At 59.5% G+C, this 24776-nt stretch carries 20 protein-coding genes and 7 pseudogenes; 22 read left to right on the forward strand and 5 right to left on the reverse strand.

Translation table 11 applies throughout. The features are described 5' to 3' along the window. The first annotated feature begins 328 nt into the window (after positions 1 to 328). A complete protein-coding gene (locus tag ABVK50_RS03355; RefSeq protein WP_353642811.1) occupies positions 329 to 595 on the forward strand; it encodes a hypothetical protein in 267 nt (88 codons plus the stop codon). Positions 596 to 717: 122 nt separating this feature from the next. Here ABVK50_RS03355 and ABVK50_RS03360 read toward each other — a convergent pair. After that, positions 718 to 926: pseudogene (locus tag ABVK50_RS03360) on the reverse strand (integrase); the annotation flags it as partial. Between the two features lie 341 nt (positions 927 to 1267). Here ABVK50_RS03360 and ABVK50_RS03365 point away from each other — a divergent pair. The 16 genes and pseudogenes from ABVK50_RS03365 to ABVK50_RS03440 form a co-directional block, all read left to right on the forward strand. Continuing rightward, positions 1268 to 2452: pseudogene (locus ABVK50_RS03365) on the forward strand (NAD(P)/FAD-dependent oxidoreductase); the annotation flags it as partial. Between the two features lie 78 nt (positions 2453 to 2530). Continuing rightward, positions 2531 to 3439: pseudogene (locus tag ABVK50_RS03370) on the forward strand (LysR substrate-binding domain-containing protein); the annotation flags it as partial. 131 nt (positions 3440 to 3570) lie between these two features. After that, positions 3571 to 3909 (forward strand): hypothetical protein, encoded by a 339-nt coding sequence (locus ABVK50_RS03375; protein WP_353642810.1) that lies wholly within the window; start codon positions 3571 to 3573, stop codon positions 3907 to 3909. Positions 3910 to 4830: 921 nt separating this feature from the next. Then, positions 4831 to 5820, forward strand: a complete 990-nt coding sequence (sctQ, locus tag ABVK50_RS03380) for a type III secretion system cytoplasmic ring protein SctQ (RefSeq protein WP_353642809.1) — start codon at positions 4831 to 4833, stop codon at positions 5818 to 5820. Further along, positions 5817 to 6479, forward strand: a complete 663-nt coding sequence (gene sctR, locus ABVK50_RS03385; protein ID WP_353642808.1) for a type III secretion system export apparatus subunit SctR — start codon at positions 5817 to 5819, stop codon at positions 6477 to 6479. Before sctQ ends, sctR begins: the two co-directional genes overlap by 4 nt. Next, the gene (gene sctS / locus ABVK50_RS03390) at positions 6479 to 6742 is read left to right on the forward strand and encodes a type III secretion system export apparatus subunit SctS (RefSeq protein ID WP_353642807.1); all 264 of its coding nucleotides are present in this window, start codon (positions 6479 to 6481) and stop codon (positions 6740 to 6742) included. Before sctR ends, sctS begins: the two co-directional genes overlap by 1 nt. Before the next feature lie 10 nt (positions 6743 to 6752). Then, positions 6753 to 7550: a type III secretion system export apparatus subunit SctT gene (gene sctT, locus ABVK50_RS03395; RefSeq protein WP_353642806.1), complete on the forward strand. Its 798-nt coding sequence runs from the start codon at positions 6753 to 6755 to the stop codon at positions 7548 to 7550. Next, the gene (locus ABVK50_RS03400; protein ID WP_353642805.1) at positions 7547 to 8326 is read left to right on the forward strand and encodes an EscU/YscU/HrcU family type III secretion system export apparatus switch protein; all 780 of its coding nucleotides are present in this window, start codon (positions 7547 to 7549) and stop codon (positions 8324 to 8326) included. The genes sctT and ABVK50_RS03400 overlap by 4 nt, the downstream gene beginning before the upstream one ends. Before the next feature lie 677 nt (positions 8327 to 9003). Next, positions 9004 to 10125 carry a type III secretion system gatekeeper subunit SctW gene (gene sctW / locus ABVK50_RS03405; RefSeq protein ID WP_353642804.1) on the forward strand — a complete coding sequence of 374 codons (1122 nt, stop codon included), beginning with the start codon at positions 9004 to 9006 and terminating at the stop codon, positions 10123 to 10125. Next, positions 10122 to 10484, forward strand: coding sequence for a hypothetical protein (locus ABVK50_RS03410; protein WP_353642803.1), 363 nt, complete (start codon positions 10122 to 10124; stop codon positions 10482 to 10484). Before sctW ends, ABVK50_RS03410 begins: the two co-directional genes overlap by 4 nt. A gap of 3 nt (positions 10485 to 10487) precedes the next feature. Further along, entirely contained in the window at positions 10488 to 10856 is a 369-nt protein-coding gene (locus ABVK50_RS03415; RefSeq protein WP_353642802.1) for a hypothetical protein, read from the forward strand. Positions 10857 to 10860: 4 nt separating this feature from the next. Continuing rightward, complete coding sequence (locus ABVK50_RS03420; protein WP_353642801.1) at positions 10861 to 11241, forward strand: hypothetical protein; 381 nt, start codon at positions 10861 to 10863, stop codon at positions 11239 to 11241. Beyond that, complete coding sequence (sctV, locus tag ABVK50_RS03425; protein ID WP_353642800.1) at positions 11238 to 13331, forward strand: type III secretion system export apparatus subunit SctV; 2094 nt, start codon at positions 11238 to 11240, stop codon at positions 13329 to 13331. The genes ABVK50_RS03420 and sctV overlap by 4 nt, the downstream gene beginning before the upstream one ends. Continuing rightward, complete coding sequence (sctD, locus tag ABVK50_RS03430; RefSeq protein WP_353642799.1) at positions 13328 to 14704, forward strand: type III secretion system inner membrane ring subunit SctD; 1377 nt, start codon at positions 13328 to 13330, stop codon at positions 14702 to 14704. Before sctV ends, sctD begins: the two co-directional genes overlap by 4 nt. After that, positions 14701 to 14925 carry an EscE/YscE/SsaE family type III secretion system needle protein co-chaperone gene (locus ABVK50_RS03435; protein ID WP_353642798.1) on the forward strand — a complete coding sequence of 75 codons (225 nt, stop codon included), beginning with the start codon at positions 14701 to 14703 and terminating at the stop codon, positions 14923 to 14925. Before sctD ends, ABVK50_RS03435 begins: the two co-directional genes overlap by 4 nt. Positions 14926 to 14955: 30 nt before the next feature. After that, positions 14956 to 15198, forward strand: a complete 243-nt coding sequence (locus ABVK50_RS03440; RefSeq protein ID WP_353642797.1) for an EscF/YscF/HrpA family type III secretion system needle major subunit — start codon at positions 14956 to 14958, stop codon at positions 15196 to 15198. A 188-nt stretch (positions 15199 to 15386) separates the two neighbouring features. Here the strand turns inward: ABVK50_RS03440 and ABVK50_RS03445 are convergent. From ABVK50_RS03445 to ABVK50_RS03460, 4 genes and pseudogenes are all read right to left on the reverse strand, one after another. Continuing rightward, positions 15387 to 15605: pseudogene (locus tag ABVK50_RS03445) on the reverse strand (GNAT family N-acetyltransferase); the annotation flags it as partial. A 73-nt stretch (positions 15606 to 15678) separates the two neighbouring features. Next, positions 15679 to 16041 carry a hypothetical protein gene (locus tag ABVK50_RS03450; RefSeq protein WP_353642796.1) on the reverse strand — a complete coding sequence of 121 codons (363 nt, stop codon included), beginning with the start codon at positions 16039 to 16041 and terminating at the stop codon, positions 15679 to 15681. Positions 16042 to 16741: 700 nt separating this feature from the next. Then, the gene (locus ABVK50_RS03455; protein ID WP_353646036.1) at positions 16742 to 17221 is read right to left on the reverse strand and encodes a ProQ/FINO family protein; all 480 of its coding nucleotides are present in this window, start codon (positions 17219 to 17221) and stop codon (positions 16742 to 16744) included. Positions 17222 to 17332: 111 nt separating this feature from the next. Next, positions 17333 to 17425 (reverse strand): annotated as a pseudogene (locus ABVK50_RS03460) (thioredoxin reductase); the annotation flags it as partial. A 361-nt stretch (positions 17426 to 17786) separates the two neighbouring features. Between ABVK50_RS03460 and ABVK50_RS03465 the strand changes: the two are divergent. The 5 genes and pseudogenes from ABVK50_RS03465 to ABVK50_RS03485 all read left to right on the forward strand — a co-directional run. Next, a pseudogene (locus tag ABVK50_RS03465) lies at positions 17787 to 17957 on the forward strand (DUF982 domain-containing protein); the annotation flags it as partial. Between the two features lie 536 nt (positions 17958 to 18493). Beyond that, the gene (locus tag ABVK50_RS03470) at positions 18494 to 20137 is read left to right on the forward strand and encodes an MFS transporter (protein ID WP_353642795.1); all 1644 of its coding nucleotides are present in this window, start codon (positions 18494 to 18496) and stop codon (positions 20135 to 20137) included. A gap of 534 nt (positions 20138 to 20671) precedes the next feature. After that, positions 20672 to 20805 (forward strand): annotated as a pseudogene (locus tag ABVK50_RS03475) (ISNCY family transposase); the annotation flags it as partial. Positions 20806 to 21911: 1106 nt separating this feature from the next. Beyond that, positions 21912 to 23267 (forward strand): pitrilysin family protein, encoded by a 1356-nt coding sequence (locus tag ABVK50_RS03480; protein WP_353642794.1) that lies wholly within the window; start codon positions 21912 to 21914, stop codon positions 23265 to 23267. A gap of 4 nt (positions 23268 to 23271) precedes the next feature. Next, complete coding sequence (locus ABVK50_RS03485; RefSeq protein ID WP_353646034.1) at positions 23272 to 24666, forward strand: pitrilysin family protein; 1395 nt, start codon at positions 23272 to 23274, stop codon at positions 24664 to 24666. The last annotated feature ends 110 nt before the right edge of the window (positions 24667 to 24776 follow it).

Here is a 24776-nt window from a genome sequence, read left to right on the forward strand (position 1 = left end):
TCGCGCAAAATCGCCGGAAGCTTTCAGGTTGCCGTCAGCTTCGGTTGGCAGAAGGGCAGTTATTGGAATAACCCAATAGAGGCCGTTATGCAGACCGTCCCGATCTCAGCAGTTTTTCTAACGTGACCACCGTCGGCGCTGCACTGGCCGGCAGGAAATGCGACGTGCCGATCGCCGAATGCAACTCCGCGAAGCGCCACAGACGCCCGGTCATCGTCCGCGGAAAGATGTCATTGCGGGCGCAAAAGCCCACAGAGATCGCGGTGCCGCGGGCGATCTGATGTCTCCCAGAATCCCTATAAGCAACTTTTGTGTCGAGGAGGACAGTATGTGGTATAAGACGGTGATGGTGGTCGCCCTGGCCGCAGTCTGCACAGGCTGCATGACGGCGGAAGACCTCCGTGCCGCGGACGAAGCGGAATGCCGGTACTACGGCTTCGTCGGGAAGAACGATGCCTTCGCCGAATGTCTGCAGCGCATCGATCTCGCGCGCCGCGCGGACCTGAGAAGCGCGTCGGATTTCGATCCTTGGGACCGGCCGGTGATGTATCGTCGGGTCATCATCCGGCCACGTCCCATTGTGATATTTCCCTGATTTTCTTGTACGGAAGCTAACATGGCTTTCGCTCCTCCCGTAGGGTGAGCAGCGTCGTAGACGCTAAGCTGAAATCTCGTCCATCCCGCCCGTCTCGCAGCCGCTTCAGGGGAGGGGACTTTCTAGAGCCCGGACGCCTTGGTGAAGACGCGGAACCAATCACGCCGCCGCTGATATTTGCCGGTCATCTCGGTCGAGGCGTGGCCGAGCTGCTTCTGGACGTAGCGCTCGTCGACTTACGCCGAAGAGGCAAGGCCGGCCTGCAGTGAGTGGCGGGAAACTTCTTCTCTCATCCGCCCTCCGAAAGGTCGTCGCGGACGCCAGCAGCCAAGAATTCTTCGCGGTCGACTTGGCAGAGTCGTCTGCTCGTCGTCTGGACGGACGTTTCCCGAACGGCTCCACGCTCCAGATCGGCGGTATGGCCGGCACTGATGTATAGAGCGGGAGCGGCAAAAAAAAATGCCGCCAGCCGTTCGACCACTTTCTCCAATGGTGCTGATCCGGGACATCCCCTCCCGTTGCACATCGTAAGCAATCCCTCCGAGCATTAGGGACAAGGATAACCCTTGGCACAGGAAATGCTAATTTTCGCATTTGGGTCCATTCAGCAATTCGAGGGTCACACCTCCGCCGCATCCGCAGAAAACTGAGTAGCCAGAAAAGGACGCAGAGATGTCTGTCGAAAAAGTGGACACGCTTGTCGTTGGCGGCGGCCAAGCGGGAGTGGCAATTAGCGAGCACCTGAACAACTGCGGGGTGCCTCATCTCATCCTTGAACGCGCCCGGATTGCCGAACGCTGGCGCTCGCAGCGGTGGGACTCCCTGGTTGCCAATGGCCCGGCCTGGCATGACCGGTTCCCGGGCATGGAGTTTCCGCGGACCGGCCGCGATGACTTTGCCGCCAAGGAGGAGGTCGCCGACTATTTTGTGGCTTATGCAAAGCAGATCAATGCGCCGATCCGCTGCGGCGTGGAGGTCAAGCTCGTGCAAAGAAATGTCGGGCGGCCCGGATTCCGCGTCGAGACGTCGGACCGTGTGATCGAAGCCAACAGCATCGTCGCCGCGACCGGACCTTTCCAGATACCAGTCATTCCGCCCGTCGTCCCTCGGGATGCGGGCATGCTCCAAATCCACTCCAGCGCGTACCGCAACCCTGAGCAACTGCCGAAAGGCGCGGTGCTGGTGGTTGGTGCGGGATCCTCGGCCGTGCAGATCGCGGACGAACTCCAGCGCGCTGGCAAGCGCGTCTACCTCTCGGTCGGCCCTCACGATCGCCCGCCGCGGGCCTATCGCGGGCGCGACTGCTGCTGGTGGCTGGGCGTCCTCGGAAAGTGGGAGGCCGAGGCCCCGGGACTCGGCACCGAACACGTCACGATCGCGGTGAGCGGCGCGCGCGGCGGTGAGACGATCGATTTCCGTCGTTTGGCCGCACAGGGGATTACCCTGGTTGGTATGACCAACGCGTACCAGGACGGCGTGATGAGCTTCGCGCCCGATCTGGCGAAAAACATTGCCCGCGGCGACGCCAGCCTGATGTCGCTGCTGGATGAAGCCGACGCCTATGTCGCTTCCAACGGGCTCGATCTTACGGAAGAGCCCGCGGCCCGCAGGATCAACCCGGATCCGGAATGCATGAGTGATCCGATCCTTGAGCTCGACGTGGCCGAGGCCGAGCTATCGGCAATCATCTGGGCGACAGGCTTTGCAGTCGACTACAGCTGGCTGAAGGTCGATGCTTTCGACGAGAAGGGCCGGCCAAGACACCAGCGCGGCGTCTCGACCGAGCCGGGAATCTATTTCCTGGGTCTGCCTTGGCAGTCGCGAAGAGGGTCCAGCTTCATCTGGGGCGTCTGGCACGCCACTGTCACAAGAGGCATCGGGCGCAATCTACCTCTGTTCAAACGTCAAGGCTATCCCATGCAACTACGCCACCTCCGCTATTTCGTGAGCATCGTCGATGCTGGGAGCTTCTGCCGGGCGGCGGCCACCATTCATGTGGCCCAGCCAGCCCTCAGCCAACAGATCGCTGGCCTTGAAGCCAGGCTCGGCGCCACCCTGCTGCACCGCAGCGCACGCGGCGTTTGCCCCACCGAAGTGGGAAAGGCCTTCTATCGGGAGGCCGTCTTCATCTTGCAGCGGCTAGAGCGACTGCCCGGCATCGTTCGCTCCACGGAGGGAGAACCAGAAGGCCTTGTCGGGCTTGGCATGTCTTCGACGCTCGCCGCCTCCCTCGCCGGCCCCTTGGTGGGGGCCTGCAGGACGGCACTCCCCAAAGTGACCCTGAGCTTGGTTACCGGTGACTTTCTCCGCATCAGGCCGCTCATGGAATCGCACGGGCTTGACGTTTGCATGGTCTTCGAGGACACACCCACCCATGGTGTTTGCCGCAAACCGCTGTTCCGCCAGCGCCTCTATCTGATCCGGCCTGTCAACGCAGAAAATGCCGCAACTACCGTGTCCCTGGAGAATCTGGCGGCAATTCCCCTTGTGCTGCCAGCGCAGCCGCATACGATCCGCGACGCGCTGGACCGGGCGTTTGGAGTGGCCGGAGTGATACCCAACTGCGTGGCGGAGGTCGACACGTTCTGCAGCATGCTCTCCTTAGTTAAAGCGGGCGTAGCAAGTGGGATCGTTCCAAAGGGGGATTTCTCGGACATTCCAGGCTACGAAGGTCTGAGGCCCGTCGCGATCGATCCGCCGATTCATCTGACGGCATGTCTCATGTCATCCGCCCACATGCCGCTCACCTCCGCCGCCGAGGCAGCAAGTGCCCTGGTCGCCGCGCAGGTAGAAAAGAGCTTTGGTGAAGCGCTGCCCGCCGGATGGGAGCGCGTCCCGATTTAGCAGAGAGGCGAGCACTCCAAGCGGCATGTCTTTGGGCGACGTTTTTACGGCGATCGAGCGATTTCGCCACAAACCAGCGGAGCTGGTACAATTATGGCCTGCGAGCGCTGTCCGTCCCATTGGGGAGCGTTATGTGGTTGCCGCCCGTAATGCAAGATTGCGGCCTTGTCGACGTGCGCGTCTTTCTGTCAGGCCTTCATGCCGCGCGCATTGCGCCGGGCAAACAGCCATTGCCCGCCTTGGTCAAGCATCAGGAGACGCGTGAAGTCGCCAGCAGCGGCGGCAGCGCCAACACATGGCGGTCCTCGCCGCCCTTGCTCGGCCCGATGCCAATTGACCATCTGGCCGCTATCGATTTCTGTCACTGCATACGCGCCGCCCGCGGCGCGTATGCCCACCGCGTACGTGGCATCAGAGCGAGCGTGTTTCTCGCCGCGTTCACTGCTTTGAAAAAGCCGATCACCTCGTAGGCGCTCCACACGACCCGCAATTTGCGCGGCGTCCGGGGGCGTATCGATCCGCTCAGTCAGATCAGATCGACCCAGTGTCACGCCAAGAATTGCAGGGCCCGAAGGGTCTGGTTCACGGTGCCGCGCGAGGCCCCACCAAGTGGAGCCAATAGTGCGCATCTGGAGGATTCCTAGGCGACGCGTCGGCGAGAAGCGGTGGCGCTCCTGCCGGCCAAAGCTTCTGCCGTCGCTCGGCACGATTTTTTTGACGCTACTGGCTATAGGAGGCCACTCAGGATGGATGTTTGTCAGATCTCATTCATAAGAAGTGGAGATGAACCAATATCGACACGATATTTGCTTCTGGCCCGCGTTGAGTAGATTGGATGTAAACGACAGCTCGAACACTTGAGCGGATGCCCCTCCCCGGGAGTGGCGTGATTTCGGGATAGCCGTCACCATGAGGCGAGTGATTTCATGGGGAACACGAACGGCTTGCATCGAAGATCGTGTCACTAGGCAGCTTGCCGAGTTCAGAGATTGCTGAGGAGTTCTTTGACTCATGTGTTCGGGCTATGCTGTTTCATTGCGACTGTCGTCCGCACCGTTGGTCGCCGGCTCGAGGGTACTCGCTGGTTGGTATGCTGAGATGGCGGCTGTCACAAATAGTGTCTGTTCCACCCCACCTGCGGGGCGGGTTACCCCGCCGCAGGCCACCTTGGGGACGACGGGCGGTTGTCGCAAACGCTCAACGAGCAGAATTACAAACAATGCGAGTCACTTGAAGACGCACCCCGCAAGGGTTTCGGCAGCCACGAGCTTGAGGCGCACGGATGAAGCATTCAGGCGCCGGCCCGTCAAAAAGCTCCATTTCCCTTGGCGGCTCAACCGACCGTCTCACAGGACCGAGCCAGTTCTTCACTGCGGAGCCGAGAGGGGCGCGTGATCGATCTGCCTTGCTATAGTTCGCGAGAGGCCGCCACCATTTCGCGTCTTGCAACCCGCTTGCCGGCCGCTTTCAGCCTCGCTGGTATCGACGTGGCAGCTGTCATGCCCGATTCGACATCACCGCGTGTTCCGGCGAATTGCCGCCGGTTTACGGTACGCTTACACGGCCACGACCTCCGCATTGTGATCGACCCGACTCTCCTTCCGTCCAGAGCGGTGACGCGCTGGCCAGACATCACGGCGCTGCCACTGGACCACGGCTTGCAGGAAATTCTGTTCGACATCGTGCTACGCGATGTAGCGATTGAGGTGGAACAATGGTGCGGTCAGCGGCCCATCTGGTCTTCTTCCGAGATCACCCAAGTGCTGCCCTACGCCATTGGGCTTGTTCGCTTGGATGGTCCAGACAAACTGCTTGGCCTGGTAGAATTCGATGCCGGCGGACTCGACTGGATCACCAGCTGCTGCTGCGATGCGCTGCCGGTCGTGTGCGCGTTCCTCGACGATCTGGCCTTCTCTCTCGATCTAAGGGCCGCTCGCGTGAGCCTTACTTTGGCGGAACTACAGGCACTCGCGCCGGGCGACGTCATCCTGCTCGACGCCTCACCGGTTGCTCGCGACGGCGCGATGACCGTTTTGATGTGCCTCTGTGGCACTTCACGATTCCGCGTCTCGATCATGGATGCCCGCCTTGCGGTTGTTTCAGCAGTGGACCACATGATGGACAAATCAGACTCTCTCCCTCCGGAAACCTTCGACAGCATCGACCTACCGGTCGATGTGGAGGTCGGACAGCTGACCATGTCGCTCAAGCAGCTTCGTGAACTCGCTGTGGGCCAGGTATTGGATCTCGGTTTCGACGCTACGACCAATATCACTTTGCGAGTCAATGGCCAGGTGGTCGCTGCAGGCGAGTTGGTGCGCATCGCCGATCGGACAGGTGTGCGTGTCCTAGACCTACGCCTACCACGCGCCGAGTCATGAACACCGGGTTGCCTGATCCCGTTGCGATGATCGCCCTGCTCGGCGCGATCGCTGTTGTCCCCTTCCTTGCGATCACCGTCACGTCATACGTCAAGCTCGTGGTCGTGTTCGGGCTCATCCGAAATGCCCTGGGCGTTCAGAACATTCCGCCGAACATGGCAATGAATGCGATCGCCATCCTGCTCTCCGTATATATCATGCAGCCAGCGGCCAACAAGGCATATGAAGCAGTGAGCCACAAGGAGATCGCGTTCGAAGATCTCCGTGGGCTCGTCGAAACCATACCGCTAGCCATAGAGCCCTTTCGCGATTTTCTCCTAAAGAACACGTCGCAACAGGAACGACAATTCTTTGCCAATGCCACCCGTGAACTGTGGAACGAACAGGACGCCAATGCGGTAACCGACAGCGATGTTTTGATTTTGGTCCCTGCATTCATAACGTCCGAGTTAGCGGACGCGTTCAAGATAGGTTTTCTGCTGTTCCTGCCCTTCATCGTCATCGACCTCGTCATTTCGAATATACTTCTGGCGATGGGTATGATGATGGTTTCGCCAATGACGATCTCCCTGCCCTTCAAGCTGTTCTTGTTCGTCGCTGTGAACGGATGGCAGCGCCTGATCCACGGCTTGGTCTTGTCCTATGCGGGACCATCATGATGAGCACCGCTACTCTGGCCAATATGGCCGTCGACGCCCTGAAACTGACTGTGGTTCTGTCGATGCCAACGATCCTCGTCGCGGCGGGGGTCGGGCTGGTCGTAAGCTTGGTGCAGGCCCTGACCCAAGTTCAAGATCAGACACTTCCGTTCGCCGTGAAACTGATATGCGTGAGCTTGGTTTTGATGACAACCGGGAGCTGGATCGGTCGGGAGCTGTACCAGTATACGCTAAACGTCTTCAGCAATATCGGAGCCATATAAGGTCTGTCTCGTGTCGCTACTTGATCCTTCTGCCTTGCACAGTGCCCTTGTCGTCTTTGCGCTCGCGACGACGCGTACGACGGGCATGATGCTGATTATACCCATTCTGGGGCGCGGCATTGTGACCGGACTGGCGCGGAACGGCGCGATCACGGCATTGAGCGTCCCGGTGATGGCGCATGCTTGGGCAACGAGGCCTGCGAACCTCGGTACCTGGGATCTGAACTCGATCCTGGGCCTGGGGCTGAAGGAACTCTTGGTTGGTCTCGTACTCGGCATGCCAATTGCCGCAACCCTCTGGGGCGTTGAGGCGGCGGGCACCTTCATTGACAACCAGAGGGGCGCCGCGATGGTGAGCCTCTTGAATCCGGCGAGCGGCAATCAGGTCTCGCCGCTTGGAACGCTATTCGCCCAGCTCTTCGTCACATGGCTATTTGCCACTGGCGGCTTTTCCGCATTGATTGAAGCGCTCTATCGCTCCCATGAGATCTGGCCCCTGTGGAGCTTGCAGCCTGCATTCGGTCCTGCATTCGCCACGGGGGTTCTGCATCTCGCAAATCTCGTCATGCTACTGACTTTACTTCTCGCCGGTCCAGCCATCGTTGTTATGTTCCTCAGCGAAATGGGTCTGGCGCTGATCGGCCGCTTTGCACCGCAACTGCAGGTCTTCTTTATCGCCATGTCGGTCAAGAGTGCGATGGCCCTTCTGGTTTTAGTTCTTTCGCTCACGATCATTCTGGCCGAGGCCGATAAACACGTGCCATCACCGGCCGCAATATTCAACCTCATCACCACGTGGTTGTCATGAGCGCCGAAAAGACCCGAAAGCCTACTCCCAAAAGGCTGCGCGACCTGCGCAGGCAGGGGCAGGTGCCGCAGAGCAGTGAAGTCGTTTCCGCGGCACTGACCATCGCATTCTTCTCTCTGTTCTACGCCTCCCTTTCCGGCATGATAGATCGGCTCGAGGCGATGATCCTGCTACCTGTACCGCTTCTCGAAGGTGATCTCCTGAGTGTCACTCAAAAGCTCCTGCAGTCCTATGTTGCCGAACTGCAGCGTATGCTCGCGCCCTTCATCGGCATCGTTCTGGTAATCGGCGCGGGCGCCAACATCGTACAGAATGGCCCAATGTTCACGCCCGAGGCGGCCTCGCCAGCGCTGAAGAAGCTCAGTCCCAGTGAGAACGTCAAGAGGATCGTCTCGCTGAGGAATTTCGTTGAATTGGGCAAATCGATCGGCAAGATTTTGATACTCGTCTCGGTTCTGCTGCTGGCGCTGCGCGAAGGGATGCATGCGCTCGTCTGGACGCCGAGTTGCGGCTTATCTTGCCTAAGGGCGGTAACAGGTAACCTGTTGCTCGTTATCGCCATCTATGCCGGATTGAGTTTTCTTACGGTGGCAATTGCGGACCTTGCTTTCCAGCGTCGGCATTTCACGAAGAAAAACATGATGTCGAAGGATGAGACGAAGCGAGAATACAAGGAGAATAACGGTGGCCCACTGGTAATTGCAAGACGCAAACGACTGCATATGGAGTTGCTCGTCAAAGGCATGACCAGCCGGTCGCGCAGGGGGCCGTCTTGATCACAATCCGATGTATCTTGCGTGGCGATTTATCACGTTCGGAAGCGTGCGCCCTTCCCTCGTGATCAGAGCCATCGGTCTCGATCTCGCGCAGCATCTGATCCACGCTGTTGGCCATCCTATTCCGGTGATGCGAAACAATCCGCTGGGGCACGCGCTCCTGAAGGTCGGTGTAGTACACGAAGATATTCCGTCACTTCTACTCGAACGTACATAACTTCCTCGTCCACACCGTAACACTGCAGCGAACGTCCTGGATCGTTCGTATTGTTTAATATTTCATCTCGCGCAATATGCGAAATTGCTTGCAACTCCGGACCACGTCTTGAGCCCCATATCCAGCCTGTATGCGCTCATATCGGATTTATATTTGCCATCCATGTCATCAGCTTATAGCAACATATCGACTGACATTCCTTTTGGCGCGCCCGAAAGGGCGCAGCCCGCTGACACAGTTCGCTTCGATGTGTGCTGCCGAGAGGTGGCTTCGACAGGAGCGAGCACGGAAGTCTCAATGGTGGGAAACATGCGGATCCACCTAGCCGCGGAACGGCAAGTCGGGCCGCGAGGAAGCCCCTACCCCGGCAATCTGCAGTGCGCTGCCGCCGGGACCCAGAAGGATAAACGTTGGCGGGACGCTCAAGCGATCCGCCGTATGACCGTACGGAGCCGAAGTGATGTCTGATAGGACAGTATTCGAAACGGCCCCTTCGCGCCTTTATTCTGATCGGATGGCGATCGAGCCGGTCCCGGTGCAGGTGGGCTCATGGCGCGGTGAAGCTGTTCGCCTGGCGGGGCCTACACACGCGACTCTCTTGGAACAGGCAAGGGAAGAGCGCACTTTCGGTTTTTCCGAAGCGATCGAGTCAAGGGCGCTGACTGAGCGCAAAATCTCGAAGGAGCGCGTAGCGCCGCCGCTTGGCGCGGTCCCCGGGATTGATGCCTATTTCGCACGTCTCCCGAATTTCGACCGTACCGAGTTGCCGGGGCTGTTGCGCGATATCCGCAGCGACGATTCTGCCTTGCAGGACATACTCCGAAAGGCCCGCCAGCGGTTCGCTGACCCCTCTTATGCCTATGCGGCACTCGATCTGGCGGCGCGAGAGTTGCGGCGCGAGGGCCTCGACCAGCTTGCCGCACGGACGGATGGTGCCAAGGCCCAACTCATGGCCAAGGAGGGAGTGGCTGTTCGTGCCGGCCTCAATATTTCCGTGGCGGCGTCTGAAGAAGCGGCGGGTGATCAGATGCTCGCTGCAGAACTGCGTGATTTCTATCGGGCCACGGTCTCCCATGATCCAGGACCGCTTCGGCTTTATAGGGAGATTCTCAGCAAGTCTGGAGTTGAGAGCTTTGCACGGCATGTCGCCTTTCTTACGCGTGCGCTCGGCGATGATATCGCTTCGGCTGGCCCGTCGGTCGAGCCTGCTCGGCTATGGGAGATCCTTAGCGGATTATCGGCGCTGCGAGTGCTGGATACCGTGCACGAGTGCTGCCAGAAGATGGTCGAACGGATACGGCGGCGAAATACCATCGACATCACAGCTACGGGCGTGATGTGGCAGTTGTTGCCACTGGTGGAGGATGCGGTTCCTGGACCGTCGAAGTTCATTTCCATTCCTGAACGGTTAGGAATTCCTCCCGCTCACCTTGCTATGCAGATTGCCGTACTGCGCGACTCTCGAGAACTTCTCGCGATGATTCCGGTCGGAGTCTACCGCGACTTGGAGGCAAGAGAATTGGCGTTGCGGGCAATAGAGGAAGCGATGGACATCCGCATTGAACAGGAAGAGAGTGCATGAGCGCGCACGCTTCTATTCGGGCTTTTTGCACGGCGATGGGACTTCCACCGCAGGCGCCTCCTTTAACGCTGCGTTTTGAACGATCGGGCAATCTCCACATGGAGTGTCGCGATGGCTCTGTCGTAATGTACTTAACGCGCGCCATGCCACTTCACCGCAAGGGGATCGCCGCGGCAGCTCTCAAAGCGGTACACCCGGATCGTAGGCTGCCGCACATGGTGAACGTCGCCTTTTATGGCGAGGCGCTGCTGGTCCTGCTCATCAGCATGGCTGAGAACCGCGTTGATCTTCCAACTCTAGAAACCGCGGCGCAGGTTCTCGTACGGCTCGTCGACGAAATTGATGCCGCAGCGCGGTGACCTATGATTCGCATCGCTTCCGGCAGCTTGAATCATTCTGCTCCGATCGTCTCTGGATTGGCGGAACCGCGGCGAACAGGCCTCGTAGCCGATGCTCGGTCGGTTTTGCAATTTGATCTGCTATACGACGCCCCCACCGTTGATGACATGATGATGATCGCCTTCGCGCCTCCGATCGCGAATCCCAGAATCCTCGAGTCGCCGAGATACGCAGCGGCGCTCACGGCCGCACATGCATCGCTGGCCGATCTGGCTGCGCAAGCGGGAGATCCAGATCGTGCCGTGCTGTGCGATGCGCTCTCGGTACTCGATCGGGCGCAATGCGATCGTGTTCTTTTCGACAACGCCTGCCGTGCTTTGATGCGAGGATAAGCTGATGACGGAACCGTTTATCAGTCCCGACAAGCGCGATGCGCTATCGGTGCTAGCGTATTTCTATATCAAGTTTGGCCTTCTTGACGATGCAGCCAAGCTCCTACTCGCCCTCGAGCATCTCGACTCCGCATGGGGTTGGGCACGACATGCACGCTGTCTGGCATTGCTGCGAGCGGGAGACTGCGAGGAGGCCGCTGCCGAGGCGGGTCGGCTTCTTCTGCACGCGCTCAACGATGAGGAGCGAGTCCGGATATTGCAGGTACGGGTCAAGGCTTATTGGAAACTCGGTCTCAGATCCGAGGCGAGAGCCTGTCAGCGAATGGTCACAATACTGCTGACACAGGCGGCCGTGCCGAGTGCGTCGCAGGGAAGGACGGCGTGAATTTTCTCAGCAAGGTCCTGGCGGTTGCGACTGGCCGGAACGACATTATTCTGGCGGGGCTATTGGTTGCGATCATCTTTATGATGATCATTCCGCTGCCGGCCGTCCTGATGGATGTGCTGCAGGCCATCAATCTTGGGATTTCCGCGCTCCTGCTGATGGTGGCGGTCTATATTAAGTCACCCCTCGCGTTCGTCTCCTTCCCCTCGGTGCTTTTGCTGACGACGCTCTTTCGGTTGTCCCTCGGTATCGCTGCGACACGCATGATCTTACTGCACTCAGACGCCGGCCAGATCATCAAGACTTTCGGCGATTTCGTGGTGGCTGGGAACCTCGTGGTGGGCGCGGTTACTTTCTTGATCATCACCATCGTGCAGTTCGTGGTCATCACGAAGGGGTCCGAGCGCGTGGCTGAAGTCGCCGCACGGTTCTCGCTGGATGCGATGCCGGGCAAGCAAATGAGCATAGACGGCGACCTGCGTGCCGGCGCGATCGATATTCAAGAAGCTCGTCGGCGCCGCATCGCCATCGAGCGCGAGAGCCAACTGTACGCCGCGATGGACGGTGCAATGAAGTTCGTCAAAGGTGACGCAATCGCAGGCTTGATCAGCATCTTTGTGAACATCATAGGCGGCATTGCGATCGGTGCCCTGCAAAAGGGCATGGGCTTATACGAAGCGCTCGAGATTTACACCATCCTGACCATCGGCGACGGGCTTGTCGGTCAGATCCCGGCTCTCTTCACCTCAATAACGGCAGGATTTATCGTCACGAGGATAAGCGACAGGGATAAGGGCTCAGATCTCGGCAGTGAGATCGGAGACGAAGTCAAAGCCCAGCCACGTGCCCTGATCGCAGGATCCGTCATCCTAATTCTGTTCTCTTTAGTACCTGGCTTTCCTTCGGCAATTTTCGTGATATTGGCAGTATTGGCTGGAGGCGGTGGCTGGCTATTGCGGCGCAGCCCGCTTTCAGCGCCGTCGACTTCCTACTCGGTCGCCGGCGTCAGGGCGCCGCCGGTGACGGCGTCGAACGGGCCGGCTGAACGAAGCGGCGTGGGCTACGATGCCATCACGCTCACGGTTCCTCTGATGCTCGACATTGGTCGAGACGTTCAGAGCATCGTCCGGCCAGACTGGCTGAACAAGGAGTTGGCCGCCGTGCGGCAGGCGCTCCTTCTCGATCTCGGCGTCCCCTTTCCAGGCATCAATCTGCGTGTCAGCGACAGCAACAAGGATGGCGCGTACACGATCATGGTAAATGAAATTCCATGTGGCGAAGGATTGTTGCGGGCGCAGCACCTTCTGGCTCGTGATATCCCCGAGAACCTCGACCTCATGGGCATTCCGTATGTTCTCGATAAGGCCTTCCTGCCTCAGATCGAGACCACGTGGGTGGACATCACACATCGCGAGTCGTTGCAAGCCGCCAGTATCCCATTTTTTGAACCGGTTCAGATCCTCAGCTACCACATTGGTCATGTCCTGCGTCGGCAAGCAGATGAGTTTATCGGAATCCAGGAAACAAAAGTTCTGCTGAATCAAGTGGAAGGATCTTTCCCGGAACTGGCAAAAGAGGTGCTGCGGACCGTTCCTCTGCAGACGATTTCTGAGGTCTTGAAGCGGCTGGTTTCCGAGGAGGTCTCGCTGCGCAACATGCGCGCTATCCTCACCGCGCTGGTCGAATGGGGACCGAAGGAAAAAGACACAGTTCTCCTCACTGAGCACGTGCGCTGTGCGTTAAAAAGGCAAATCTGTTTCCGGCATTCTGTCGGCAGGACCGTGTTGCCAGCCTACATACTTACGCCGGAAGTGGAAGACACGGTGCGCAATGCCATTCGGCAGACTTCCGCGGGCAGTTATCTCGCCCTCGACCCTGGCACCACGCGGCAAATCATCGATAAGGTGCGGGACACGATAGGCAATGTCGGCCAGCAACCGCACATGCCTGTGCTACTGACCTCTATCGACATCCGCCGATACTTGCGCAAGATCCTTGAAGTCGATCTCTACGGGCTACCCGTGCTCTCCTATCAGGAACTTGTCCCCGATATCTCCGTACAGCCGCTGGCAAGGATATCGCTGTCATGAGAGATACGGCCATGAAATACGCTAGTCTGGCTGGCGATGATGCCAAGCTGATCCTACGTGTGCTGTCCGGTTCCAACCGGGATGCAGAGACCCCGCTCGAGGAAGGCGTATGGCTGATCGGTGCCAGTGATACCGATGACCTCACCTTCGCTGATCCCGAATTGGCTGCCACACATCTTCGCATTACCGTCGAGGCGGGACACATCCACGTTATTGCGCTCGCACCGGGGGTGCGCATCGGGACCAAAGACCTCCCGGTAGGCAATTTGACGGTGCTCGATCTGTTAACACCGGTACAGGTCGGGCGGACGATTTTTGGGATCGGGCCGGCCGGGAGCAGCTTTCCCGAGGTGGATTCCATAGGAAACAGGGAACCGGACACTTCCGCGCCGCCAGCCACTCGCGAACCGGCGTCGGCCTTGATCGGCCGACAGATACATCTCGTGGCAGGCTCGATTCCGCGGCGGTTACGGCTAGGGACGATAGCTTGCACTCTCCTGATCATGCCCGTCGTCGTGTTTTGGGCCGCCCTAGGGCGAGTTCCCCCCTCCGCCTCACATGCGTCTCCGGCCACTGACCCGATGGGGAACGTGCGACAAATCATTCGCGAATTAAATGTCGTTGAACACGTCAAGATTACCTCGGTTGATGACAAGGTGGTCATCGAAGGAGACTTCCGAGCTGGAGTCGATGCTGAACTACGAGCAGCCCTGAACAACGCCGGCTTTGAGGCGGAAGTGATATCCAAACCACCGACCACTCTATCGGATTCGCAGCTCATCGATCTCGTCACGACGGTGATAAGCGGCTTCGGAATCGAGGGCAGCGTCCGCGTGATCGGCGCCGGGGAGATCGCGATAACAGGATATGGGCCAGGCGATGCGACGGTCGAAGCAGCGCTTCATCGCCTGCGGCAGGATGTTCCGGGGCTAACCGAAATTGAAAACGCGATCGTGACACCCGACGGCGCTCGCGTTTTTCTAGAGACGGCGATCACGGCCCGATTGCGGCGCTCCATTCACATCTTGACGAAGGCGGACGGCGTGTTCGTTTCGGGGGCTCTGGCTCCGATTGATTTTGAAGATTGGCAGAAGGTCGCTTCTCGCTTTCAGGAGAGGTTCGCACCCTACATCCCGCTCGAGACGCAGTTCACGCCGGTCATATTGCCGGCGCCCAGAGGAGTACACCTTGGCCGAACGCCATTCATCGTCGTTGAGAATGGAACGCGCCTGAAGATCGGCGACAGTCTCGAGAGCTTGGGCCAGATCGTCGACATAGACCGAGGCGGAATTTCTGTGCGCATCGGCGGGGATGACATGCATGTCCCTTATCCGAGCAAGCCGAAATGGACGGTGGAGGAGGAAAAGGGGTGAGCGAAGCCATGGCTATGTTTGACTTGCAGAGACAGCTGCTAACGGATTTCGATGGCGCAAAGAGATCCGCCCTAGAGAGGGAATTCGATACCTGCCGGCAATTGTTGAAACGTGAAATGGATGCTGGCGTTTCGAGACAGGAATTCGAAGTTTTGGCGGCCATAGCGGACGCAATAGGCGCGGCGACAGAGGTGATCAATAATATGGATGGTGCATCGTGATACCGAGATACCGCCACCTTGGAGATAATTATGTCCCCTATTTCTGGCCATAACCTTACCGTCAGCAGTATCAGTAGCAGCCTCGGTAGTGCCACTGTTGAGGCAGAAAGAGATCTTAAAAGTCTTATGGCATCGATGGAACCGGACAACCCGGCCGATCTTATTAGAGTTCAATCCCTCGCTCAGCAATGGAACCTGAGCCTGAGTTTGGAGTCCGGTATCATCAAGTTGCTTTACGACGCCCTGAAGGGAGTGTCCCAGAAAATAAGCTGAACATTCGATTGCACGACGTTGCCACCTTCCAACTTCTCTGGCCTGGCTTGCAGCAGTACTTTGTTGATGCGGTCGCAGGTCGCGCCCGGAGTGCCGCTGATCGTCTTGTGCTAGACGCTGAGCGACATTCCGGACCATCCCACAGCACGGGGGCGGAAGAGGATGTTTCGGCCGAGCCGACGCGTTCGTCAAAGATGGCCGGTCCCCCGCAGCGCGGCCGCAAGGGTCGCCAGCGGGACCACGAGCGTCAGCGGGCGATCCATGAGCGGCTCGGCGCCGAAGCCGGCATACCATCGGGCGGCGCGCGCGCTCTTGGCCTCGATGATCATGAGCAGGCCGCCAACTTCCTCGGAGAGACGAATGCATCGCAGCGCTGCAGCGAGCAGAAGCTGCCCGCCAAGCCCCCTCACGATCCCGCAGTAGTCAAGGACCTGTACCACCCGCAGGTGGCCACTAGGCAATACCTGCCCATCGCGCACTTCAAAATTCAACGAGCAAGGCAACGGGTTCGAAGACTGCTCTGGCCTCGGGGATTCGTTCACATGCGCCAACGCCGTCGCCTGCATCAACCATGCCCGCCTGATGAGCGGTCAACAACGTCTCTTGAAGGAAGAGGTCATTGTGATCACATCCTGCCTTAATGCCGTGTACGACGACACCAGCTCGATCCGGCATACGCTTCACGAAGTGGCGCGGGGCTGCTTTGCGGGCGCTGGTTACACGATCGAGGATGCGGATGAGTTCTACACGGATGTCTGTCGGAAGGCGGCGGAAGAGTTCTACGGTGGCAGGGATCTCGTCGAAGCAGGTTGAGCTGCTCCGTCGCAACTGATCAATAACCATTCGCGTGTCATGGCGCTTCCGAAAGCCCTATGGATTCAGGCCCGAACGCTCGACTGCCGAAGCCATCGAGCGGTGCTTCATCACTTTGGCCAAGCCGCGCTTCGCCAGAGTGGATTTTGGAAGCTACTTTAGTCACTCCTGGCTTCTGGAGCACGATGGACAGGGCGGTCCTACAAAAGTTGCTTCCCGGATTTATCGATGAGGGAACTCTGTTTGAGACGTCGGCGGCATAGGGGATTGTCTCGCCGGTGATCGCAAACATGGCCTTGGATGGGCTGACGGCGATACCAGGAGGTCGGAGCGATCACCGCGGCATCCGTCATGTTTAGAGGTTTCCACTTGATCGGACAGTTGGCGTCTGAGAAACGTCCGGTTTGCATGTCCGATGGGATCATGCGCGCGGCGCCCTCGGCGAGATCATCGCAGGTGCCCTAACAAGGTCCGACGGAAAGGGAACCAGGGGCGGATTTCACAGGCGCGAGCGAATCTCATCCTCCACCGATCGCAAAGAGAAAAGCGTTATTTTATACCCAATGCTGTTGAAGCTCTTCTGCGATTGCCTCAAGATGGTCTCCGAAATCTCGAAAGTCCATGCTTCCAACAGATCGGTTTGATCGCACGATTCGGATCGGCACGGGCACCATATACCCGACCCTCAGGAGCTGTCCCGGTGGGCGCAAGAGCCATGGCTCAGCGGCGATCAAGACATCGGTTTTCGGAATGACCGGCGACGTTTCGTCTCAACGACTATGCAGGTCGGGTCGTCGGCCGTGTTTGTCGCCTTGAACACGGCCGTTTGCTTCGGTTTTGGTTTGTGTGGCGCTTCAGGCTCTGCCCTTGGCTCCGGCGTTTGCTTGGTCTCTTGCTTGTCCTTGCGGGCGCGAAGCAAAGCCGTGGCGGTCGCCGCGTCTGCATCCGAGACCTCGCCGGCCGGCTTGCCATCGAGATCGACCCGAGCGGCACCGGCATCCAGTCTCGCCAAGTATTTGGCCATCCTGGTATAAGCGAGCAGGGCTCGTCTCACTTCATCATCAGACAGTTCGCCCTCAAGCACCCGAATGTCATGATGGATGCCGATCTTGAGCGGCCTGGGCGCTTTCGGATTGAATGCCGCAGGCCACTTTGCCGATAGATGACGGAAAAGCTGCGCGGGGGATTTACCTCGTCTAGCGGTCGACATGATCAAGCCTTTCGTTTCCCAAATCGGACCTCGTAGCACGCATATATGCAATGATTATGGAAAAGAGGTATTCGTCCCACATGCAAAGCAGCGGGCGCTCGCGTCTTCCGATTCAGGCAGACGAAGGGCCTGGTGCAGCGAGCAGCATCCGGTAGCAATCACGCCGAGCCGCCCCCGGTCGAGTTCATAACCATGACAGTAGGGTCAAAAGCGGAAAACAGCCCCTCAACCGTCGACAGCGGATCTGAAACGCGCGCCGTGAGTGCTTAAACGGCGACAACACTCGACTACACGGCGACGATGCCCTTTGACATGGCCATCCTCAAAAAAGCCCGACATCATGGTAGTTTGAGACGGTTTCTTAATAAGAAGGGGGAGAGTGTAGTAACTCGCCTGGCAGCCAATTCGCTTTAAGGCCAAATCGGCTCGTTGCCCACAGGCAGTTGATTTCTGGCGCGGCATGCGCCGTCTTGAACCGCCATCAGGCTGACGACACATTCTGCGATGGTCGCCGACGGTCCCACCGGGGTTTCTGCACACGCTGTTTGACAATTTGGAGGAGCGAATGATCGCCCCGGCGTTCAGCAGCCCGGTATTCGTCAAGCACGGGTCCTACCTCGTGCAGGAGATTGCCGATCTCGCAGGCGCGATCGAGTTTCTGGAGGACTGGTCGGAGAAACGCCGCGGTATGATCCATGAAACAGCCCTCCGCTTGTGCTACCAAGCAAACGACGGCCGTAAGCCGGTGGGCGTGGTCCGCGATGCCTTTGTAGGCTTCGCGAAGCGAGCCGGAATCCTCGAAGACCCCGAAGCGGTAATGCCGTGGATCGCTGCTTCCAGTTCGGGCGGTGGACAGGTGCAGGCTCGTTTCGACGATCCGCCTCTTTTGCCGCTGCCAAGAGTCCCGCGCTACCTGGGTGCCCTGTTGTGCAGAAGCCGGTCGCAAAGTCAGAGTGATGACTCGAATTGCCGGACCCGCCGCCGCCGTGGCGCGGTCGCAAAGAAGCAGGAAATTCGCGCGAACCAAACGCAGGTCCGACCCGCGCAGTCCCGAAATGGCTCATGCGATGCTTCCGACGCCAATCGCCAAGAATTCGGGATTGAGCGGGTCACAGCAAACCGATATTCGGCCGCCCAAAGGTTAATTGTGGAGCATGCGGAAGCGGGTGCTGGGTCATGCACTGGAAGTACTGACCGATTACACAAATCGCAGAGACAAAAAGTCAGTCTGGCAGCCGTGAATTTGATGATCGGCTCGTCGAAAGCAAAAGCGTGCAGCACGAAGATCCTCATCCGTCCGGTCCAACGACGCTTGCCCCGCTTCGCAACCCGGCATTTCGCTCAATCTGGACGGCCACACAGATATCCAGCCTGGGGTGGCTCGTACAAACGGTTGCCATCAGCTGGCTGATGGCCACCATTTCGGCTTCCGACCTCATGGTCGCACTCGTTCAGGCCGCATCCACATTGCCGGTGTTCTTCCTCTCAATTCTCGCTGGAGCCATCGCCGACAACTTCAGCCGCCGATGGGTGATGTTTGCGGGACACTGCCTGATTGCATTGGCATCAACGACGTTGATGATTTCGGTGGGGCTGGGATTCGTCCATCCCTGGCTGATACTCGGACTGGGTTTCCTGGCCGGCTGCGGCTTCGCTTTGAATGATCCGGCCTGGCATGCTTCTGTTGGCGATATCCTTGATAAGCGCGACATTCCGGCTGCGGTGACGCTTATGTCTGTCGGATACAACATTGTGCGCAGCCTCGGTCCGGCTCTGGGTGGCGTGATCCTGGCCTTCTCTGGCCCGTTGGCGGCTTTCGCCATGGCCGCGCTGAGTGATCTGGTCCCTCTAGGCGCAATATGGCGCACCAATTGGAAAGTCCGCTCTTCGCCTCTCCCCCGTGAGAGAATGATGACGGCAATTCATGACGGAGTTCGCTTCACGGCGATGTCCCTGGAGATCAGGGCGGCAATCGCCCGCGCAACCCTTTTCGGGTTGGCCAGCATTGCGATCCTCGCGCTGCTCCCTCTCGTCGTCCGGGATCAGCTGAAGAGCGGGCCCATCGTCTACGGCATTTTATTGGCCGGCTTCGGCGCCGGGGCCTTCGTCGCGGGAATGAGCAACGGCTTCCTAAGGCGGATCACGTCTCAGAACAGGCTGGTGGCGTTCGCCTCTGTCGCTTGTGCAGCGTGTTGCCTTTGCCTTGCACTAACATCGTCGGTCCCCGTGGCGGCAGTCGCGCTAGCCTTGGGCGGCGCGGGTTGGCTTGTCACCTGGACCGGCATTGACGTGGCGGTGCAACTGGCAAGCCCACGGTGGGTCGTCGGCCGCACACTGTCGATCTACTACGCCTTGAGCGCTGGCGGTATGGCTGCCGGCAGCTGGATTTGGGGTTCCGTCGCGCAGAATTACTCCCTGACCTGGGCGTTGGAGGGCGCCGCAGGGGTTCTGTTGCTGGTTGCAGCAACGGGAATGGTGTTGGGGATACGTCCGTGGGAAGAAACGGATCAGGAAAGTTCGGATTATCTCGCACCGGAGATAGCACTCGATCTGAAGCCAAGGAGTGGCCCGATCGTTGCCAAAGTCGACTATTCCATATCCGAAAAGAATACCGACGCCTTTCTCGCCTGCATGCGTGCAAAGCGCCACGCTCTTAGCCGCGCCGGTGCTCGAAACTGGACGCTCCAGCGCAACCTCCAAACGCCTTCACTTTGGACAGAGACATTTCGCACGCCAACCTGGATGGACTTTCTTCGCCTGAATCATCGGCTCACGGCAGCGGACAAGGAAGCAGCCCAGCAGCTTCTCGTCTTGCATGATGGAGAGCTTTCTCCACACACCGTACTTTCGATCGAGCGGACGACCGAGGCAGTTCGTACACGTGCGTCAACAATCAATTCTCGTCCACCGAGGTGACGTCATGATGAAGCTGCCAAACCGAAGAGCACGCACGATCACCCTTGGGCTTCCAGAGCACAAGGTTCGCGCTCATGTCTCCTGTGCAGGAACCGATCTGTACCACACTGCTATCTTATACGGCTTTTGCTTGAGGAATGTCGCCCTGCATTTGGCTTGCCTATCTCCCCCCTTCGAGCGCACAGGAGATTGCAGGTTGGGACGGGTTCTGATGAGCGACGCGAGCTGCAGCGGATCGAGGTTCTGTCGAGGGCTAGTGAGCGAAGAATGACCAGCGCCACGGCTGCGTGTTTGCTCGGCGTCTCGGCCAGACAAGTCCAGCGGCTACTGAAGACGTTTCAGTTTAAAGACGCGCCGGTTCTTCGCCACAAGGCACGTGGCCGTCCTCCAACAACCGCATTCTTGATGGCGTTCGCGACTTTGCGCTGGAGCTGGTTCGGGTACAGAAGTGCGACTATTGTGGAGCGGCTCCGTTGGCTGGCCGAAAAACAGCGTGACAGCGAACGACGCATGGTCCCAAGTTGAACCGCGGCAGCCGGTCTGACGCAATTCGGCCGGGCGATCGATGAGCTCAACATTGTCATCATCGCGCCAACCTCCCACAGGCGAAGGGACGCGTTGAGCACGCCAACCAGACGCTGCAGGACCGGCTTGTGAAGGGGCTGCGCGCTGCGCGGCATCGACACGAACAAGGCGGCCAATGCCCTGCGGCTGAGTTCATGGCGACTTCAATGCGCGTCCTGCCAAGGAGCCACGCAACCCGAAGGACATGCACTGTCGCTTCGCCGATCACGAGAACCTGGGCGGGCCTGTGGCGCAAGGAGGTCCGCGTTATGTTTTGCGTCCAGGGAGCCACGGCGCCTTGATCGGCTGATGAACACCGTCCGCTCGCGCGCGAGCGGCTTAGGTGGTCATCCATGTTCCCCGGTAAGGTCGGGTTTTCCAACCTGATATCGAAAAGAACCACCGATGACCGACCACTGAAGCAGCGCACCTCGTAGAGAAGACCTCGACCCTAAAATTCGGGATTTGATGAACGGCACTGCTGCGGCGGCTCTTCGTTCAGCTCAAGCGGCGCCGGCAAATTTCCGAAATGGGTGGGCGGTCATTCATCCTGTTCGAGCGGGAAGGCTCGGTGCAGCGCCCTTCCACTAAGAGTCGCCTAGCGGCCGGCTCCCTTCCCTACCCGCCACGCTCCGACTCCTCTGCTCGTTGCGACCCTGCCTGACTGTCAAGGGAAGCCTGCCGCGGCGACCACCATCATCTTCAGGCCGTCGCCAGCTTCCGCTCGATTCCAACGCTCTCAAGTGCCCACGGCCAGTTCGAAGCGCGTCCTATCCCCTGCACGGCAGCATGCTCAATCCTTGTCGCACGAGCAAGATATTGGCCTACCGGCAATCGCTTCGTGATCGTTGCTGTCCAGTGTCCGACAATATCGCACACGCACCGTTGCAGAGTCGCATCCATCACAAGGGTTTTCTCATTTGGCACGGCACGTGCGCGGCCATCTGCAAACACGCACGGGCCAAGGAGAAGATGTTCCATGATCACCTCACCGAAAGCTACCGTCGCCGCGGGTGTCTCAGGTATGTCCAAGGGTGACGCTCGAGTGAGGCCCGGCAACATGAATGCGGTTGCTCATCCGGCTCGGCGCTGCCCGCCGCTCCACCTTCTCCCACGACGATCGGGCGACACGGGGAAGAAGCGCCTTCAAAGTGAGGAACAAATCGCTTTGCCCCGAAACTCGCCTCCGGTCCCGCCCCCGCCGCCGTCAATGAAACTTCAGCCTGGCTGGCTTCGCAGGACGCTTGCTGCGACCGCGCTCGCCTTGGTGGCGAGCACTCCGGTTCTGGCCGCCACCGATGACGGCAAGGTGACGCACTTCCTGCTCGACAACGGCATGGAGGTGGTCGTCGTCCCCGATCACCGCGCGCCGATCGTCACCCATATGGTGTGGTACAAGGTGGGCAGCGCCGACGAGCCGCTGGGCAAATCAGGCATTGCCCATTTCTTCGAACATCTGATGTTCAAGGCGACGACCGACCACGCCGCAGGCGACCTCGGCCGCGCCGTCTCTGCCATCGGTGGCTGGAGCAATGCCTTTACCTCCAACGACTATACCGCCTATTTCGAGACGGTGGCGCCTTCAGCGTTGGAGCAGATGATGCGCTTCGAGGCCGATCGCATGTTCAACCTCGTCCTCACCGATGATGATATCGAGACCGAGCGCGACGTGGTCCTGGAGGAGCGCCGTTCGAGCGTCGACAACGATCCGCAGGCGGTGCTGCAAGAGGAAATCGACGCCACCTTGTGGCGGAACCATCCCTACCGCATCCCGGTCATCGGCTGGATGCACGAGATGGAGAAGCTGAACCGGACCGATGCCCTCACCTTCTACGGTTTATATACGCCCAAGAATGCCGTGCTGGTGGTGACCGGCGATGTCGAGCCGGAGACGGTGAAGGCGCTCGCCGAAAAGACCTATGGTAGATTCCCCCGCGGACCGAACCTGTCGCCGCGCATCCGCCCGGCCGAGCCGGAGCAGAATACCAGGCGCACGGTGACGCTGGCCGACGCGCGTGTTTCGGCGCCCGGCTTTTCCACGCATTGGGTGGTGCCGTCCTATAACACGGCCGAGCCCGGCGAGGCTGAGGCACTCGACCTCCTGGCGGAGATCCTCGGCCGCGGCAATCGCAGCCGCCTCTACCAACAACTGGTGGTGAAACAGGGCCTTGCCGCCGAGGCCGGCGCGTATTTCGAGGGCACCACGCTGGATGCCACCGCCTTCACCATCTACGGCTCGCCGCGCGGCGATGCCAAGCTCGCCGATCTGGAAGCGGCGGCCGACGCGGAGATCGCCCGCATCATCAAGGACGGTGTGACCGATGACGAGCTGGAAAAGGCCAAGAACCGCTATGTCCGCTCGCTGATCTTCGCCCGCGACGAGCAGCTCTACATGGCCATTTTGTATGGCTCCGCGCTTGCCACCGGCGGCAGCGTGCAGGACGTCCAGGAACGGCCGGACCGCATCCGCAAGGTCACCGCCGACCAGGTGAAGGCCGTCGCCGCCCGCTATCTCGAGCTCGACCATTCGACCACCGGCTATCTCTTGCCCAAAACGGAGAAGTGAGATGATGACGAACCAACATCGCGGCGCCTTTGCATGCGCTTTGCCCTCTCCCGTTGTGGGAGAAGGGAGGCCCAAGCGCCACGCCACTCCGTTGGCGACCCTTGTCTTCGCCATTCTCTTCCTCATCCCGACGGCGCTCACCGCCCATGCTGCGATGACTATCCAGGAGGTGAAATCTGAAAAGGGCATCACCGCCTGGCTGGTGGAGGACCATACGGTGCCGATCATCACCATCCAGTTCGCCTTCGACGGCGGCGCCACGCAGGATCCGGCCGGCCAGGAGGGGCTCGCCAATCTGATGACCGGTCTGTTCGCCGAGGGCGCCGGCGATCTCGACAGCGACGCCTTCCAGGTGAAGCTCGAAGATACGGGCGTCGAGATGAGCTTCGAGGCGCAGCGCGATGGCATTTATGGCTCGATGCGCATGCTATCCGAACAGCAGGACGCCGCTTTGGATCTGCTTCGGCTCGCGGTCAACAGGCCGCGCTTCGACCAGGCGCCGATCGACCGCACCCGCGCCCAGGTGCTGACCGGCATCATCGCCAATGAGCGCGACCCCGAGGCGATCGCCAAGCGCAAATGGCTGCGCGCGATCTATGGCGCACATCCTTATTCGCGGCCGGACGAAGGCACCAAAGAGAGCCTCGCCGCCATCACACCGGCCGATCTCAGGGCCTTCCACGAGGCCATTTTTGCCCGCGACGGCCTGCATGTGGCGGTGGTCGGCGACATTGATGCCAAGACGCTGGGCAGAAAGCTCGACCAGCTGTTCGGCGATTTGCCTCAGAAGCAGACCCTCGCCCCCGTCGCCGATGTCGATCCCAAGCTCGGCCAGCAGGTGGCGGTCGACTACGACCTGCCGCAGACGTCGCTGAAGCTCGCCTTTCCTGGCGTCAAGCGCAGCGCGCCGGACTTCTACGCCGCGGTGCTGCTGAACCAAATCCTCGGCAACTCGGCCTTCACGTCGCGCCTGTGGGACGAGGTGCGCGAAAAGCGCGGCCTTGCCTATGGCGCCTATTCCCGCCTGGTCGACCACCAGCATTCCAACGTGCTCGTCGTCAAGACGGCCACGCGCTCCGACTGTGCCGCCGAGACGCTCAAGCTGGTGCGCGAGGTGGTGAAGGAGATGGCGGACGAGGGTCCGACCGAGGCCGAGCTCGAGGCGAGCAAGAAATATGTGATCGGCGCCTATGCCATCCTCAATCTAGGTTCCTCCCGTTCGATGGCAGCCACGCTCGTCGATTTGCAGCTCGACAAGCTTGGCATCGACTATATTCAGCGCCGCGCCGCCCTCATCAATCAGGTGACGCTCGACGAGGTCAAGGCAGCGGCGAGGAAGCTGCTTTCGACCGAGCCCGCCATTATGGTCGTCGGCCCGCCGCTGGGGGGCAAAGGATGAAGGCCAGAACCGCATTTCGTTCCCTTCCTCCCCTCGTGAGAGCTTTGCAGGGGAGAAGTCCGATCGGTGGGCTAATGAGGCCCTCGAAGCGGTTTCAGCTGCGTTGCCGG

It is taken from the genome of Mesorhizobium sp. WSM2240, from assembly GCF_040438645.1.
GTDB lineage: Bacteria > Pseudomonadota > Alphaproteobacteria > Rhizobiales > Rhizobiaceae > Allomesorhizobium.